The 16,048-nt window shown below is 69.6% G+C and carries 17 protein-coding genes; 14 read left to right on the plus strand and 3 right to left on the minus strand.

Translation table 11 applies throughout. The features are described 5' to 3' along the window. Positions 1–60: 60 nt before the first annotated feature. Complete coding sequence (locus Ssi02_RS34455) at positions 61–780, plus strand: SRPBCC family protein (RefSeq protein WP_204031916.1); 720 nt, start codon at positions 61–63, stop codon at positions 778–780. 127 nt (positions 781–907) lie between these two features. Here the strand turns inward: Ssi02_RS34455 and Ssi02_RS34460 are convergent, their stop codons facing one another. From Ssi02_RS34460 to Ssi02_RS34470, 3 genes are all read right to left on the minus strand, one after another. Beyond that, a complete protein-coding gene (locus Ssi02_RS34460) occupies positions 908–1,282 on the minus strand; it encodes a DUF488 domain-containing protein (protein ID WP_204031918.1) in 375 nt (124 codons plus the stop codon). A gap of 428 nt (positions 1,283–1,710) precedes the next feature. Next, positions 1,711–2,127: a nuclear transport factor 2 family protein gene (locus Ssi02_RS34465; RefSeq protein WP_204031921.1), complete on the minus strand. Its 417-nt coding sequence runs from the start codon at positions 2,125–2,127 to the stop codon at positions 1,711–1,713. Between the two features lie 116 nt (positions 2,128–2,243). Further along, positions 2,244–3,989, minus strand: a complete 1,746-nt coding sequence (locus Ssi02_RS34470) for a gamma-glutamyltransferase family protein (protein ID WP_204032028.1) — start codon at positions 3,987–3,989, stop codon at positions 2,244–2,246. Between the two features lie 371 nt (positions 3,990–4,360). Here Ssi02_RS34470 and Ssi02_RS34475 point away from each other — a divergent pair, with 371 nt between their 5' ends. The 13 genes from Ssi02_RS34475 to sigJ all read left to right on the plus strand — a co-directional run bounded on the left by Ssi02_RS34475 (position 4,361) and on the right by sigJ (position 15,997). Beyond that, on the plus strand, positions 4,361–5,020 hold the full coding sequence (locus Ssi02_RS34475; RefSeq protein ID WP_204031922.1) for an RraA family protein: 660 nt from the start codon (positions 4,361–4,363) through the stop codon (positions 5,018–5,020). Further along, positions 5,017–6,165 (plus strand): pyridoxal phosphate-dependent aminotransferase, encoded by a 1,149-nt coding sequence (locus Ssi02_RS34480; RefSeq protein WP_204031923.1) that lies wholly within the window; start codon positions 5,017–5,019, stop codon positions 6,163–6,165. The genes Ssi02_RS34475 and Ssi02_RS34480 overlap by 4 nt, the downstream gene beginning before the upstream one ends. A 108-nt stretch (positions 6,166–6,273) precedes the next feature. Next, a complete protein-coding gene (locus Ssi02_RS34485; protein WP_204031925.1) occupies positions 6,274–6,891 on the plus strand; it encodes a TetR/AcrR family transcriptional regulator in 618 nt (205 codons plus the stop codon). Continuing rightward, positions 6,873–7,232 (plus strand): hypothetical protein, encoded by a 360-nt coding sequence (locus tag Ssi02_RS34490; RefSeq protein WP_204031928.1) that lies wholly within the window; start codon positions 6,873–6,875, stop codon positions 7,230–7,232. Before Ssi02_RS34485 ends, Ssi02_RS34490 begins: the two co-directional genes overlap by 19 nt. Before the next feature lie 234 nt (positions 7,233–7,466). Next, positions 7,467–8,168: an alpha/beta fold hydrolase gene (locus tag Ssi02_RS34495; RefSeq protein ID WP_204031930.1), complete on the plus strand. Its 702-nt coding sequence runs from the start codon at positions 7,467–7,469 to the stop codon at positions 8,166–8,168. Next, positions 8,165–8,350, plus strand: a complete 186-nt coding sequence (locus Ssi02_RS34500; RefSeq protein WP_204031933.1) for a hypothetical protein — start codon at positions 8,165–8,167, stop codon at positions 8,348–8,350. The genes Ssi02_RS34495 and Ssi02_RS34500 overlap by 4 nt, the downstream gene beginning before the upstream one ends. Continuing rightward, the gene (locus Ssi02_RS34505) at positions 8,347–9,459 is read left to right on the plus strand and encodes a DUF3500 domain-containing protein (protein WP_204031935.1); all 1,113 of its coding nucleotides are present in this window, start codon (positions 8,347–8,349) and stop codon (positions 9,457–9,459) included. Before Ssi02_RS34500 ends, Ssi02_RS34505 begins: the two co-directional genes overlap by 4 nt. A gap of 265 nt (positions 9,460–9,724) precedes the next feature. Next, on the plus strand, positions 9,725–10,468 hold the full coding sequence (locus tag Ssi02_RS34510; protein WP_204031938.1) for a YoaK family protein: 744 nt from the start codon (positions 9,725–9,727) through the stop codon (positions 10,466–10,468). A 134-nt stretch (positions 10,469–10,602) separates the two neighbouring features. Continuing rightward, the gene (locus tag Ssi02_RS34515; protein WP_204031940.1) at positions 10,603–10,827 is read left to right on the plus strand and encodes a hypothetical protein; all 225 of its coding nucleotides are present in this window, start codon (positions 10,603–10,605) and stop codon (positions 10,825–10,827) included. Further along, complete coding sequence (locus tag Ssi02_RS34520) at positions 10,824–12,218, plus strand: MFS transporter (protein WP_204031942.1); 1,395 nt, start codon at positions 10,824–10,826, stop codon at positions 12,216–12,218. Before Ssi02_RS34515 ends, Ssi02_RS34520 begins: the two co-directional genes overlap by 4 nt. Continuing rightward, positions 12,215–13,462: an FAD-dependent monooxygenase gene (locus Ssi02_RS34525; RefSeq protein ID WP_204031945.1), complete on the plus strand. Its 1,248-nt coding sequence runs from the start codon at positions 12,215–12,217 to the stop codon at positions 13,460–13,462. Before Ssi02_RS34520 ends, Ssi02_RS34525 begins: the two co-directional genes overlap by 4 nt. A gap of 505 nt (positions 13,463–13,967) precedes the next feature. Continuing rightward, a complete protein-coding gene (locus Ssi02_RS34530; RefSeq protein WP_204031947.1) occupies positions 13,968–15,128 on the plus strand; it encodes an NAD(P)-binding protein in 1,161 nt (386 codons plus the stop codon). Continuing rightward, positions 15,125–15,997 carry an RNA polymerase sigma factor SigJ gene (gene sigJ / locus Ssi02_RS34535; RefSeq protein WP_239130264.1) on the plus strand — a complete coding sequence of 291 codons (873 nt, stop codon included), beginning with the start codon at positions 15,125–15,127 and terminating at the stop codon, positions 15,995–15,997. Before Ssi02_RS34530 ends, sigJ begins: the two co-directional genes overlap by 4 nt. Positions 15,998–16,048: the final 51 nt, after the last annotated feature.

The raw sequence follows: 16,048 nt of genomic DNA on the forward strand, positions 1-16,048 counted from the left end.
AACTCTAGTAAGAGCAGCTAACTACGCAATCAGGCCGGCCAGGGAACGAGGAGAAGAGTCATGATCGACACCAACCCGTCCGCACCGTCGTACTCGCGGACGCGAACCAACACCGCACGATCCAGCCGTCGCCAGGCCCGGCTGCGCTCCGCTCTGCTCACGGTTCCCCTGGCCGCCGCACTCCTCGGTGCCACCGCCCTTGCACCGGTTCATGCCGCGACCGCCGCCCAGAGCGCGAACTCCGGTCACGCCCATTCCGCGAAGTCGCTGACCTGCCGGGGCGAGGGCATCGACCCCACCGCCAAGCTCCACCACCGGACCGAGATCTTCATCAAAGCGCCGCTGAGCACCGTCTGGAACCTGCACACCGACGTGGAAGGGTGGCCCTCCTGGCAGGCGTCCGTCACCAGCATGAACCGGCTGGACCCGGGACCGCTGCGGAAGGGCTCGAGGTTCCGGTGGACCACTCCTGCGCCCGCCACACCCACGACCCCCGCCACGACCCTGGTCATCACCTCCTCGGTCCAGCAGGTCAAGCACAACCAGTGCATCCGCTGGACCGGGCCCGCCGTCGGCGAGGGACTGCGCATCGACGAGGGCATCCACGTCTGGAACTTCATCAAGGTCAAGGGCGGCGTCGTCGTCCGCACCGAGGAGAGCTGGACCGGCGACCAGATCGAAGCCGACCCGGCCACCTCCATCACCTACCTCGCCCCAGGTCTCGACGCCTGGCTGGCCGAACTCAAAACCGCCGCCGAAGCCCACTCCCGCCACGGCTGAGCCAACCGTCGGCTTTTCCGCCGACGTGCACCACCGGTGCATCCACCCGGCCGGACGGTGAGGCACCGGCCGCATCACGGCTTCGCCGTACGGTCACCGGCTCTCTATCCACCGAAGAGACCACGATTCAAGCCTTGGATCTCCCGGCGCCGGTCAGCCATTCGGTGAGGACGGCGGCCTGGCTGTGTTCGACATCGTGGGTGGCGGTCAGCAGGGTCAGCTTGTCGTGGCCGGCGAGGTCTCGCAGATGGTCTACGGCCTGTCGCCGTTCAGGCTCGCGCAGTTCGGTGAGGTAGCGGCGGCGGAACTCGGCGAAGCGGCTGGGCTCGTGGCCGTACCAGCGGCGCAGTTCGGTGGATGGGGCGACGTCACGCAGCCACTCGTCGAGATGTGCGTCCTCCTTGCGCATTCCTCGCGGCCAGACGCGATCGACAAGCACCCGCTTGCCGTCCTTGGGGGAGGATTCCTCGTAGATCCTGCGGTACGTGATGTCCTTGGTCATGGCGGTGCTCCCCATTGGCTGCACTCGGACGAGTCAGTGGGCGCCTTCTCCCCGTCACCAGCCTGCGGACCGGGTGCCGCCGGCCGCCTTGCTCCATGGGCCCCGTCGCCGGCCGATGAGCTCGAAACCGCCCACCGGATTTAGCCTTTTATGCATCGTCGCATGTAGGACCGGTTGCCGAACCGCCCGGGGCGCTCACCGCTCGTTGACTGAGAGTAATTGAACAGTCGCGAACGGTGTTCGCGTGAGAGCGGCAGCGACCGGTGTCCTTGACCCCCGGCCGCTCTTTCCGCACCTTGACCTCAGGCATTGCAGGCGACGGCGTGGCTCGACAGGTCGCGCACGAGCACCCGCCTGCCCGCGGCCAGTTCGTGAGCGGGGCTGACCATGCCTAGACGCGACCTGGGGCCGTCCATCGATTTGACAGCTCAATCGGCTTTTTGGTCATGGATCGGAATCGGCTCAGCTAGCGCGGCGCGCCCGGGATGCGCGGGGAAGGGGTCGGCGAAGTATTGGGTCTCGTGCGTTACGAGACCATCGATGATCTCCATGACGCTTAGCGAGTATGTGGGCGCCCCGTCATAGGTGATCAAGCACTCGCTCACCCAAATGTCGCCGCCGCCCAGGATCCGGCGTATAACGAAGTGGCGTTCGGCCGGGTGTCCGCCGCGCTGCGCCTGGATCCTTGACCGGCCTCTGAAGCGCTCGCCCGACTGCGGATAGTCCAGGATCGCGTCCTCAGCGTAGATCGCGTGCTCAGCGTCGACGTCCCCGCGTTCGGAGGCCTCCCAGTGCTGCTGGAGCCGAGCTCGGAAATCGGCGTCAAGATCATCTGTGCTGTCCATCCGTCAGCCTCTCATGATCAGAAGCAATGTCGTCGGCTCACACGACAGACGTTATCCGAGGGTTTTCGTTTAACTTGGGACCGCCATAACCGAACGTCGGCGGGCTGAGCCGGTGGTCAGCGGCCGGCGGCGTAGCCTTGGGCGCCGCGGGGGTTGGCTGCGGCGCGGAGGAACTCGCCGTCGCGGGAGACCGCGCTGAGTCTGCCGAGGGACCACGGGTCCCGAGGCTCCACCTCGTGGCCGCGGTGGCGGAGTTCCGCTACGACTTCGGCGGCGATCCTGTTCTCGATGTGCATGACGCCGGGGCGGGAGCGGCGCGGGTAAAAGGAGCTGGGAAAGTGTTCCGAGTGGAACATCGGGGCGTCGATGGCCTCTTGCAGGTTCAGTCCGCCGCCGTGGACGAGGGCGAGGAAGAAGTTCACGCTCCACTGGTCCTGCTGGTCGCCGCCCGGGGTGCCGAAGGCCAGCCAGGGTTTGCCGTCGCGCAGAGCAAGCGACGGGGACAGGGTGGTGCGGGGCCGGATTCCGGGACGCAGGGAGTTGGGCAGGCCGTCTTGGAGCCAGAACATCTGGGCGCGCGTGCCAAGAGAGAAGCCCAGGGACGGGATCGTCGGAGAGCTTTGCAGCCAGCCGCCGCTCGGGGTGGCGGAGACCATGTTGCCGTGCCGGTCGACGACGTCTATGTGGCAGGTGTCCCCGCGCACCCTCCCGTCGGAGCCGACCGTTGGTTCGCCCACGCCGCGGGCGCCCGGCAGGCCGGAGGCGAGGGCGAGGCGCGCAGGATCCGGATAGTCGGGGAGTCGCGGTTCGCCGCCGCCCGGTGAGCCTGGGCGCAGGTCGAAGGAGGCTCGCGTGCCGACGAGGCCGCGGCGCTCGGCGTTGTAGGCGTCGCTGAGCAGGTCGCTCATGGGGACGTCGGCGGCGTCGCCGTACCAGGCCTCGCGGTCGGCGAAGGCCAGCTTGGCGCACTCGATCACCGTGTGGATGTAGTCGGCGCTCAGGTGGCCCATCGCGGTCAGGTCGTAGCCGGACAGCAGCGCCAGCTGTTGAAGGAACGCCGGTCCCTGGCCCCAGGGCCCGGTCTTGCACACGGTGTGGCCGTGATAGTCGAACCTCAGCGGCTCCTCCACGGTCGCCGACCACGAGGCGAGGTCGTCACCGGTGAGCAGCCCGCCGTGCACCTCGCCTGAGCTGTCACGCCATGCGGTCGTGGTGCTGAACTCGGCGATCGCCTCAGCGACGAAGCCGCGATACCAGGCGTCGCGGGCGGCGGCGATCTGCGCCTCCCTGGTGCTGCCGACCGCCTCGGCGACGATGCGGCGATAGGTGGCGGCGAGCACGGGGTTCGTCAGCCGCGACCCGGGGGCGGGCACCTTCCCGCCGGGCAGCCAGGTAGCCGCGGAGGTCGGCCAGTCGTCGGTGAACAGCTGCTCGACCGTCTCGATGGTGGCTGAGATGCGGTCCAGAGTGGGCACGCCGTGCTCGGCGTAGTGGATCGCGGGTTCGAGCACCGCGGCGACCGACCAGGTGCCCCAGCGCTCCAGCATGAGCATCCAGCCGCCGAACGCCCCGGGCACGGTGGCGGCGAGCAGTCCGGTGCCCGGCATGACCTCGACGCCGAGGCCGGTGACGTGGTCGATGGTCGCCGAGCCGGGAGCGACGCCCTGGCCGCAGACGACGGACACCTTCTGCGCGAATTCATCCCAGAGCAAGATCGGCACCTCGCCGGCCGGCCCGTTCAGGTGTGGTTCGGCCACCTGCAGGACGAATCCGGCGGCGACCGCCGCATCGAACGCGTTGCCGCCGCCTTCGAGCACGCTCATGCCCGTCGCGGAGGCAAGCCAGTGGGTGCTGGCGACCATTCCGAAATTTCCCGCCAGTTCGGGCCGGGTGGTGAACACACTAGATCCTTTCGGCTGCCGCGTCGGGGGACGCGTTCCGGGGTGAGCAGGTGGCAGGCCGCCGGGTGGCCTGCCGTACGCGGGTCGATGAACTGCGGTTCCGTCGTGCGGCAGCCTTCGGACGTCAGAGGTCAGCCGGCGGGTGGCGGATCGATGGGGCTGGGCACGTCGCCCCCGAGCACAACCGGGCGGCTACGGCCGGATCTCGCTCCGCACCTGCTCACTCCGGCTCGGCGAGCAGTCCGGCGGCTCGAGTCATTGTAGGTGGACGCCTCAAGGGATACGATCCTCTCATCTGAGAAAGATATCTTATTTAAGAATGGAGCCTTATTGTGTTCATTGTCGCGGCGACGGACAGCGTGTTCCTCGCTCCGAGCTGGGATCGCGTGGCAGCGGATGAGACTCGCCGCCTTCGGGAGGTGCCCGCCGCCGACGTCGGCGACGCGCTGCAGCGGATGACCGTCATGGACGGCGGCATCAGGCTGCTCACGGGGCGCGCCACGCTGGTGGGGAACGCCCTGACGGTGGACGTGCGGTCGGGTGACAACCTGGCCGTCCACCGGGCGCTCGACGAAGCCCGGCCAGGCGACGTCCTGGTCGTCAACGGACACGGGGACACGACCCGTGCGCTGATCGGCGGTCTCATCGGCGAGATCATGGTGAATGCCGGGGTCGTCGGCGCGGTGGTCGACGGTGCCGTCCGCGACGTCCAGGTGCTGTCCGAGATGGGCCTCGCCGTCTACGCGCGGGCGATCACCCCCGCCGGACCTTTCAAGCACGGGCCCGGCGCCATCGGCGCCCCAGTGGCAGTCGGCGGCCTGGTGGTGGCGGCGGGTGACGTGCTCGTCGGTGACGCCGACGGCGTCGTCCTCGTCCCACGGCACCGCGTGAAGGAGGTCGTGGACGCGGTCGACGTGATCGCCGAGAAGGAGGAGGCGCTCCGGCAGCGCATCCTCGCCGCGCGCCCCGGACATACGGCGGTCGCTCGATGACCGTCATGCTGCCCGCCTTCCGGATCGGGGACCTGCGCAGCTTCTCGCGGCGCCCGGCCCTGGCCCCGGCCCCGCCGGGCGCCGTCTCCCTCGCCATGGGTGAGCCGGACTTCCCGACACCGCCGCCGGTGGTCGAGGCAGCCGTGGCCGCCTTGCGCGCGGGCAACACCCACTACGCCGACCAGAAAGGCCTGCCGGCGCTGCGCGCCGCGCTCGCCTCGAGGGTGCCGGCGCACCCCGGCAGGACCTGGACCGCGGACGACATCGTGGTCACCCAAGGCGCCACCGCCGCGCTGGCCGCCGTCGTGCTCGCGATGGTCGGCCCCGGCGACCGCGTGGTCATCCCAGAGCCCGCCTACTCGCTGTACGCCGACCTGGTCGTCTTCGCCGGGGGCACCGTGGACTTCGTCCCACTCGCCCCGGACATGCATTGGGACCTCGACGCGCTGGCCGCCGCGCTTCCCGGGGCCGCGATGATGATCTTCTCGAACCCATCGAACCCCACCGGTGTCGTGCACCGGAAGCAGGAGCTCGAGGCGCTCGGGGAGCTCCTTGACGGCTCTGACGTCCTGGTCGTCAGCGACGAGGCATACCACCGGCTGGTCTATCCGGGTCATGTGATGACCTCGGCGCTGGAGATCGAATCACTGCGAGACCGGACGGTGTACGTACAGACGTTCTCCAAGACATACGCGATGACCGGCTGGCGGGTGGGCTACTTGACCGGGCCGCGCGAGGTGGTGGACGCGGCGGCGCACGCGCACCGGACCTATAACGGCTCGTTGAACACCGCGGCCCAACACGCCGCCCTTGCCGCCCTTGATCTGCCGGACGGCGTCGTCGATGCCATGGTCGACAGGTACAGGCAGCGTCGTGAGCTCGTGGTAGCGCAACTGTCCGGCGTTCCCGGCCTGCACCTGGTTCCGCCGGAGGGGGCGTTCTACGGGTTTCTCCGCTACCACGCCGACCTGCCCTCCGAGGGGGTCGCCCGCGAGCTCGCCGAGCGGGGAGTGATGGTCCGGGCCGGCGCCGAGTACGGGCCCTCGGGCGAGGGGCACGTCCGGATTTCGTTCGCGGCCTCCGAGGACGACCTGCGGACCGGGCTGGCCCGCATCGCCGGTCACCTTGGCGATGCGAGATCCTGACGAGGGCGGGCGAGCGATACTTCATAGCGCACATGTCCGAGCGGTCGGCTGCAAGCCAATCGGACGGGATATCCTTCGCCTGCACTTCGATGAGGGCGGAGGATGCCTGTGACCGATCAGCAGGGCGCCCCACGCGCGGAGGGCAAACTGCGCAGTGACACCCGCCGCAACCGCCGGCGCCTCCTCGAGGCGGTCGGCGAGCTTGCCCGGGAAGCGCCCGACCAGCTCACCATGCAAGCCGTCGCGTCCCGTGCGGAGATCGGCCCGGCTACCGCCTACCGCTACTACTCCACGGTGGACGACGTGCTCGCGGCCTATGTGCTCAGCGTCGTCGAGGAGCTCCGCGATTTCAGCGCGGCGTCGACCGCGGAAGGGCAGCCGCTGTTCGATTCCGTCGTGGACAAATGGGTGGACCTGCTCACTGAGCACGGCCCGGCGCTGGTGCAGCTTCGATCCCGGCGAGGTTATCTGGAGCGGCTCCACAACGGGAACGAGATCATAGTCGCCATGCGGGATGCCTGGTGCAGGCCGGTGCGGGGGCTGCTCGACGACATCGGCCTCCCGGACGAGATAATCGAATACGCCCTGTTCCTTAACAACATGATGTACGACCCGCGCGAGATCCAGGACCTGTTGCAGCAGACGGACCTGTCTCGCCGGGAGGTCATCACCCGGCTGACCGAGGCATACCGCAGCGCGTTGCGTGGGTGGGCGCGGGCGGGCTGATCGCCCCGAGGGCCGGTGGGCGCCGGCGCGGATCCGACGGCAATACCGTTGCGGCCGAGCTGAGCACCCACCTGATCTGCGGCAACCACGGCGCCCGCAAGACGCCGGCGATCAAGGTGCGGCCGGCCTGCCATGCCCGCTTCCGCATACACTTCACCTCGACCTACCTCTCATGCATCAACCAGGTCGAGGGCCGGCTCGGCCGGCTCATCCGCCGCGGCATGCACGAAAGCGTCCAGGCGCCGGAGGGCGACATCCGCGCCTGGACAGACCAGTGGAACGCCGATCCCCTGCTCTTCGTAAGGGCCAATACCCTCGGCGAAAGCCGTGAAGCCCCATAGCTCGGCACACGCCTCGGGCCCCGGGCCTCCAGTCGTCGGATTCGGACATCTTCCCCCTAGCTTGGCGCGACATGAAGTGATACGTTCCTCTCAATTCATACAAGCCTCCAAGTAGCGAGTCGGCAAAGGGGGCCAGCAGTGGCCACACAACAGATAAAGCACGAACCCGTAAGTTCCATACGGGCGGGCGATCTCGAAGTCGGATACATCGACAGTGGCAGTGGTGTGCCGCTCGTGCTCGTTCACGGCGGCGAGAGCGACAGAACCCAGTTCGCCACACTCCGCGCGCACCTCGGCGCGGGAATTCGGGCGATCTCCTATGATCAACGCGATTCGGGGATCACCGTGAACCCACCGGTTCCTTACACGCCAGGCGACCTCGCCGATGACCTCGTCGCCTTGCTGGACGCGCTGGGGCTCGAGCGTGCGCACCTGCTGGGCACCTCCTTCGGCGGCACCGTCGTGCAGCACGCCGCGCTCCGGCATCCCGAGCGGGTCGCATCCCTCATTCTGGTCGCCACCACACCGAGCTTCGCGTTGTGTCCCAAGACGGTCGACGAGCTGTTTGACATGTCCCACGACGACCGGCAGAAGGCGGTCGCGGACCTTTTCATCACACCCGAGGGCCAGGCCAAGCTCCAGACCCGGGCCGCCCGGACGCTTGCCGTCCGTGATCCCGAGAAGAGCGGCCGCCGTCACGATGCCGCCCGGCAGCACGAGATCCGGGACCACCTCGGGGAGATCGCCGCACCTACCCTGATCGTGCACGGCACGGAGGACCTGCTGGCGCCCTACTCCGGCGCCGCCTTGATGGAGCAGCGGATTCCGAACGCCGAACTGCGTTCGATCGAAGGTGGGCGCCACGGGATCACGATGGAGTTCGCGGAGCCGATCGCCGGCTGGGTGCGCGAGTTCCTCGGAGTGGCAGCAGCGTGAGCGCCGCGACACACGCCCACGCCCGGCGGGCCCTGACACCGGGCTCTGCCGTACGCGACACATGCCCGCGTCCGGTGCATACGGCAGGGGTGTACGGCAACGCCGTACCGGCCGGGGCGCTCTTCACCGTCGCGACTGCCGCGGTGCTTGTGCCGGCTCACAATCAGCGGGGGCAGCGATGATCGACGCCGGACGCGAGGTCGCGCACCGGATGGCCGAGGCGGCCCTGGCGTGGCTGGACTCCCTGGACGCCGGCCAGCGTACAGCGGCGGTCGGACCACCGCCGGGCGCCGACGGCGGTGCCGAGTCCGAACGCACCCGCTGGTTCTATACCCCCACCGATCACGGCGGCCTCACCTTCCACCAGCAGCGCCCCGCTCAGCACCGGCTGGTGATGCGGCTGGTCGCGAGCGGACTGTCAGAAGCCGGATACACCACCGTCGCCACCGTGCTCGGCCTTGAGAACGTGCTCGATCGCATCGAGGGCTTCTCGGTGAACTGGGGGCGGGAACGCACTCGCGACCCCGGTATGTACTACCTGCGGGTCTTCGGCGAGCCCGGCGGGCCGCAGCCGTGGGGATGGAGGTTCGGCGGCCACCATGTCTCGCTCAACTATCTCGTGGTGGACGGGCGCGTCGCCGCCACCACGCCGTGCTTCCTGGGCGCCGATCCGGCCGGGTCGCCGCTGCTGGGCGGTGCGACGCTGCGCCCGCTGGGGACGGCCGAGGACCTGGCCCGCGAGCTGGTCCGCTCCCTGCGCCCCGAGCTCGCCGCCCACGCGGTGCTGCTGGCGCGCGCCCCGAACGACATCGTGGCGGGCAACAGCGACCGGATCGACGACCGCGTGGTGAGGCGCAGCGAACTCTGGCGCCCCGGACAGCACGTTCCGGACCGTGCCGAGAACCCCGCCACCGGCCTCTACGGTGCGGACCAGCGGGCGCTGGCCCTCACCCCGGCCCCCAAGGGCGTGCCGGGCGCCGAGCTCGACGCCGCGCAGCGGGAGTTGCTGCGCGCCCTGCTCGGCACCTACCTCGGCCGCGTCCCAGGCGGAGTGTCCCCGCTGTCCCGATATGACGACCCGGCGGCGCTGGACGCCGTGCACCTCGCCTGGGCCGGCTCCACCACGGCGGGCGAGCCGCACTACTACCGCCTGCAGGGCCCGCGGCTGCTCGTCGAGTGGACCAACATCCACCGCGGCGTCAACCACGCCCACACCGTGTGGCGGGACCCGGAGACCGACTTCGGCGGCGATGTTCTCGCCGCCCACCACGCCGCCCACCATGTGCCATGAGAACGGGATGTGACAACATGGCCGGTCAAGAGCCATTACCGATGACGCGCCCCGGGCTATGGGGCAGGTGCGGGTCAACGCATTGGCCGGCTTCCGCCGTACTGGAGCAGGGTGGCGACGCGTTCGACGCGGCGACGGCCGGTGCCTTCGTGGCCCACGGTGATCTTGTCGCCGGGTTCGCGACCGCGGCACGCTCGTCTCCGCTTGTGCCGGCGGGACAGAGCCACACTCCGCGGGGAGCGTCCGCGGCGAACGCGGCAGGGCGATGAGCGCCGTCGCGTCCGGCACCCGCACAGGCGGCGGGTTTGTGCGACGGCATGTCACGCCACTGGGTCTGATGCTCGCCCTCACCTTCGCGACGGGGGTCGTCGACGCCGTCGGATATCTACGCCTGGACCAGGTGTTCGCGGGCAACATGACCGGCAACGTGGTCATCCTCGGCATGGCGCTCACAGGCGTGACGGGGCTGCCCGTGCTCGGTCCGGTCATGGCGCTGGTCTTCTTTCTCGCCGGCGCGGCCGTGGCCGGGCGGGTGCTGCGCACCGCCGCCCCGGGCTGGAGCCGCCGGTGCACCGGTCTGCTGGGCGGCGTCGGACTGGTCCTGGCCGCCACGGCGCTCTGCTTGGCACTAACCGGGGTGGGCGCCCCCGCCGTCCGCGCGTCGATGGCGTCGTCGCTCGCCCTGGCGATGGGAGTGCAGGCGGCGACGGCCCGCCACCTGGCAGTGAAGGACGTCACCACCGTGGTCGTCACCTCCACGCTGACCGGCCTCGCGGCGGACTCCCGGCTGGGAGCGGCCCGCGGTCAAGGGGCACTGCGCCGAGGCGCGGTCGTCGCGCTCATTACCATCGGAGCGGTCACCGGCGCGGCGCTGTGCCAGCTCAACGAAGGTCTCGCGGTGGTGGCGGCGGCGCTCGTCGTGCTGGCCGTGACCGGCCTCGGCCACGCGTCCGCTCGCTCCGCCGAGCACATGGCGGCAGCCACTACGGGATCGGCGAGCAGTTCCTAAGCATCGGCCCCGCACTTACCCAACCACCCCCGGCTTCGGCGCGACGACACTGTTCGTCGACGACGAGTACTTCACACCCCGGCACACACCTCCACCCTGGCCGCGTTCGCGGCGATCGTCGACGGAGACCTGTGATGACGACCCCCCAAAAGCTCATCGCCGAGATCGGCGACCGGACCCCCGCCCACCGCGACCGCGCCATCGACGGCCTGTGCGCCCTGCCCCTCCTCGCCGTCCCGGCCGGCCGCCGGCCGCTCGGCGGCTCCACCCTCGACACCGGCATCTCCCTTCTGGCCGGCGGCCACGCGTCGTACTGCCGGCCCCTTACTCGTCCGGCAACGAGGAAAGGACGCTCATGACCACAACCCAGGCTCCCCCGGTCCGCATCGGGAAGGCCGCCGTCGCGGCTCTCGGCATGCTGGCGACCTCCGCCGGCGCCCTGGAGTCGGTGGTGGCACCGACGCTCCCGCTGTTGCAACGCGAATTGTCGTTGGGGCCTGCCGAAGGGGCACTGCTCAGCATCGCGATGCTCATCACCGGTGCTCTTGTCGCGCCCATCGCGGGCAATCTCGGTGACCGCTACGGCGGGAAATGGGTCATGATCCGGCTGATGGCGGTGGTGTCGGTCGGCGGTCTGGTGTCCGCGCTGGCACCGAACCTGCCGGTGCTGCTGCTGGGGCAGGTACTGCAGGGCGCGATGGTGGGCGCGATGCCACTCTCGTTCATCCTGGTGCGCAACTACCTCCCAGTGGGAGAGTCCAAGGTGGCCATCGGGGTGGTCAGCGGGTTGTTCATCGGCGGCGGCATGCTGGGAACGCTCATAGCCGGGCCCATCGCGGAAGGGCTGTCCCGGCACTGGATGTTCGCGATCCCGACGTTGGCCATCATCCTGACGACCCTGCTCGTCCACTGGCTGATGCCGAACGATCCGCCGTCCCAGTCGGACGCCAGGATCGACTGGCCCGGTCTGGCTCTCCTGAGCGGCATCTTGCTGACGCTCATGCTCGGGCTCTCGATGGCGCCCGAGGTCGGCAGCCGGCCGCTCCTGCTCGGCGCCCTCGTCGTGCTCCTGGCCGTCCTCGTGGCCGGATGGATCCACGTTGAACGCCGGTCACCCTCGCCGATGGTCAATCTGCGGCTGCTCGCGAAACCTGCGATATGGAGCTCCTATGTGATCACATTCGCCGTTTGCATAGGTGTCTCACTGTCGATGTATCTCGTTCCGCAGCTGTTCGCGCTGTCCGCCGACGGGTACGGCTTCGGCGCCAGCGCCACCGACATCGGGCTTTACCTGCTGCCGGGCGCCATCGCGGCGGCGCTCGCCGGGCCGGTCGCCGGAATCGCGACGCGGCGTTTCGGCTCGTCCGCCGTGGTCGCTGCCGGAATCGCCGTCACGACGGCCACGTTGGTCGCTCTGGTGTTCCTGCACAGCGAGATCTGGCACCTCGTCGTCGGCAAGGTGGTGATCGCCCTGGCCAGTGGTGTCTGCATCACGGCGGTGGTCGTCAAGACGGCCACCTCTGTCGATCAGGGCGACACCGGCACCGCCACCAGCCTGGTCCTGGTGACCCGCGTGATCGGCTTCGCGGCGGGCGCACAGATCAGCGGTGCCTTCCTCGCCGCCGGGATCCCTTCCGGGTCGAATGTCCCGGCCGAATCAGCCTTTATCACCGGCTTCGTCATCGCCGGCGTCGTCACGGCGCTATCCCTGCTTGTCGTCCGTACCATGAGCAAAGGAGTCAAGGAATGACGCGCATTGATCTAATGACGGATATCCGTGCCAAGCCGCGGCGCAAGGTCCTTATATCGGGGGCCAGCATCGCGGGGCCCGCCCTCGCGTTCTGGCTGAACCGCTACGGATACGAAGTCACGGTGGTGGAGAAGGCGGGCACGCTTCGTGCCGGTGGTTACCCCATCGACGTGCGCGGCACCGCACTGGAGGTCGTCCGGAGGATGGGCATCCTGCCACGACTGCGGGACACGCACATCGACCTGCGTCGGTTGACCTTCCTCGACGGGGACGGCGGCGAGGTGGCCTCGATCCACCCGCATTCCGTCACCGGCGGTGTCGCGGGGCGGGACCTGGAGGTGCGGCGCGGGGATCTGACCGACGCTCTGTATTCCGCGGTTCGCGACGACGTGGAGTTCTTGTTCAACGACTCCATCGACACCCTCGACCAGTCCGGCCACGGGGTCGACGTGACCTTCCGCGGGGGCGGCAAACGTACGTTCGACATGGTGTTCGGTGCGGAGGGCATGCACTCGCGCACCCGGGAGATGCTGTTCGGCCCCGAAGAGCAGTTTCACCGGTACCTCGGCTACTGCTTCGCCGTGTTCACCATGCCCAACACCTTCGGGCTCTCCCACGAGACCATGATGTGGAACACCCCGGGCAGGGCCGCGGCGCTTTACGCCGTGGGGGACAACGACGAAGTGCACGCCTTCCTGAACTTCGCCCAGCCGGAACCACCGTTCGACGCGTTCCCGAACCTGGAAGCCCAGCAGAACCTGGTCGCCGAGATCTTCGCCGACGCGGGATGGGAGGTGCCGGGCATGCTGGCCGCCATGCGCGACGCGGATGATCTGTTCTTCGACGCGGTCGGCCAGATCCGCATGCCCCGCTGGTCCAGCGGCAGGGTCGCGCTGGTGGGCGACGCCGCGTATGCTCCCTCATTCCTAACCGGCCAGGGCACCAGCCTCGCGCTCGTCGGCGCGTATATGCTGGCCGGTTCCCTGGCCGGTTCCCTGGCCGAACGGGACCACGCCGCGGGCTTCGCCGCCTATGAACACAGCACCCGTGAGTTCGTGACCGTGAACCAGGGGCTGGTGGGTGAGGGCGGTGCCACACTCTTCCCGACCACCGCTGAAGCCCTGGAGCAGCGCAACAACAGGCTGCGCAGTCTCAGCACCATGCCCTCCGCGGAGGGACGACCGGCCCATTCGGCTCTTACCCTGCCTGAATTCATGCCCATGGCGTCCGGGCACGCGCGCTGACGACGGGCGTCACCGGCGGCCGGGACCGGCGGCCCGGACCCGGCGCTGGTGTCAGTGGGTGCGCTGACCTGCGGAGCGCTACCCCGGCGGCCTGGGTGCGCTGACCTGCGGAGCGCTACGGCCCCGGGCCGGTCAACTGGGCGCTCTGGCTCCGCAGTACAGCGGCGATGGGGTGGGGCTCGACGGGCCGTCTCGTGGTATCCCGCCGGATGCCCGGCTCCGACCCGGCTCGGACAAGCTCTGGGCCGCCCCTGTGCTCCCTCGACGCGCTCTCCTGCCGAGGGCAAGGGGGACCAACCCGTACTGAACATCCCCCAAGGCCACATGCCCCCACCGTCCTGCGCTGCGGTCGACTTCGACTCCACACATGATTGACCTCCTTCCCAGGGGGCACCACACACCGCCTCAGGTGTGCATTCGGAGTCTCGATGGCCGACCGATGTCACACCTGCGGCTCCCGTTCGCTCTTATGAGGTGACAGCGCAGCTGAAAAGGGGGAGTGCAGATGTCGAGCGAGATCACGATCGTCGGTGGAGGGCTGGCCGGGTTGGTCGCGGCCATCGCGTGCGCGGAAGCAGGGGCCCGGGTCACGCTGCATGAGGCGCACGGCACGCTCGGCGGGCGGGGGCGCGCGAGCGAGGCGCCATATGTGGCCCACGAAGGGCCGCATGTCTTCTACGCCGACGGTCCGCATTGGGAATGGCTGGCCGAGCGCGGGCTGACCGGGCCGCTCGGCAGGCCGAAGGCCAGGGACGCGGTGCGCTTGGGGTTCGTGCGCGGAGGCCGGATGCGCAGGCTGCCGCCGGCGGGTTTCATCCGGATGACGATGCTGGACCGCGGGCGGAAGGCTCCGGTGGATCAGGACTTCTTCAGCTGGGCGTCCAGGACGCACGGGGAGGAGGTCGCCCGGCGGGCCGCGAACGCCATCAGCGTGGTCACCTTCGACGCCGACACAGGACGGCTGTCGGCGGCGTTCGTGTGGGAGCAGCTGCGCCGGGTGTTCGCGCCGGGGCCACCCGCGGTCCGGTGGGTGATCGGCGGCTGGCAGGCTGTTGTCAGCCGGTTGGAGGCCCGTGCCCGGGAGATGGGGGTGCGCGTGGAGCTGAACTCCAGGGTCACCGAGCTGCCGAATGGGCCCGTGATCGTGGCGACGGAGCTGTCGTCTGCCCGCGTCCTGCTGGGCGACCCTTCGCTGACGTGGGAGAGTGGCAACTGCGCGATGCTCGACCTGGCCGTCCGCCCGGACCCGCGCGACCGCTTCATCTGCTTTGACCTGGACTCTGGTGGCTTCCACGAGAGCTACTCGATGCAGGACCCCACGGTGGTGCCGCGAGGGGAGACGCTGTTCCAGGTCGCCATGCCGGTACGGCAGGGCGAGAGCAGAAAGCAGGCCGGCGACAGGCTGGAGGCGTTCACCGACTTGACGGTGCCCGGCTGGCGGGAGCGCACGACCTGGCGGCGGTCGGGGTTCGCCAAGGGACGCAGCGGGGCTCTGGACCTGCCCGGGCTGACCTGGCGCGACCGTCCGGCGATCGAACGGGGCGACGGGGTGTACTTGGTGGGAGACATGGTGGCCGCCCCCGGCATGCGAGGTGAGATCTCGGTCAACAGCGCGGTCCAGGCGGCGAAGAAGGCATTGCGCTCGGTGTCGGGGGCCGCGCTGTGAACGCATTCCAGGTCCATCGCAACCTGCTGTTCACGCTGGCCTACGACCTGCTCGGCAGCGTCGCGGACGCCGAGGACGTGGTGCAGGAGACGTGGTTGCGCTGGTCGGGCGTGGAGCATGACCGGATCGGCAACCCGCGCGCCTACCTGGCCAGGGTCGCCACCCGGCTGGCGCTGGACGTGCTGCGGCGCAGGCGCGCGGCGAAGGAGGACTACGTCGGGCCGTGGCTGCCGGAACCGCTGTGGACGAGCGGGGACGGCGATCCGGCCGGGGACGTGAACCGTGCACAGGCCCTCGCCGCCGGCCTGATGGTGGTCCTGGAGTCGCTGTCGCCACTGGAGCGTGCCGCGTTCGTGCTGCATGAGGCGTTCGGGTTTGAGCACACCGAGGTGGCCCACATTCTGGAGCGGTCGCCGGCGGCGGTGCGCCAGCTCGTCCATCGTGCTCGCGAGCACGTGCGGGCACGCCGGCCGCGGTTCCCGGCGGAGCGGGCCGTCGCGCAGGCCGCCGCCGAGCGGTTCCTGTCGGCGGCGTTCGGCGGCAGCGTCGGCGACCTGATGGAGGTTCTGGCACCCGAGGTCACGCTGTGGACGGACGGTGGGGGCCGGGTCCGCTCCGCGCTGCGCCCGGTGCGCGGCAGCGGCAAGGTGAGCCGGTTTCTGGCCCAGGTCGTGCCGACCGGGCGTCCCGTGGAGATCCAGTGGGCGCGTGACGGCGGGCCGCCCACGGCGCTGATCACGGCTGATGGGGCACCGCTCGCCGTCGTGGTGGTGGTCACGGCTCCCGGTGCGGCTTCCATCACGGAGTTGTACGGCATCCTGAACCCGGACAAGCTCGCGCATCTCTCGGCGCCCAGAGCACCGGATTGATCGATCCGGCACCGGGAAGGGTGCGTGCCGGGGCATGGCCGGCCGGGTTGA

Origin of the sequence: Sinosporangium siamense (assembly GCF_016863435.1) — a bacterium.
GTDB lineage: Bacteria > Actinomycetota > Actinomycetes > Streptosporangiales > Streptosporangiaceae > Sinosporangium > Sinosporangium siamense.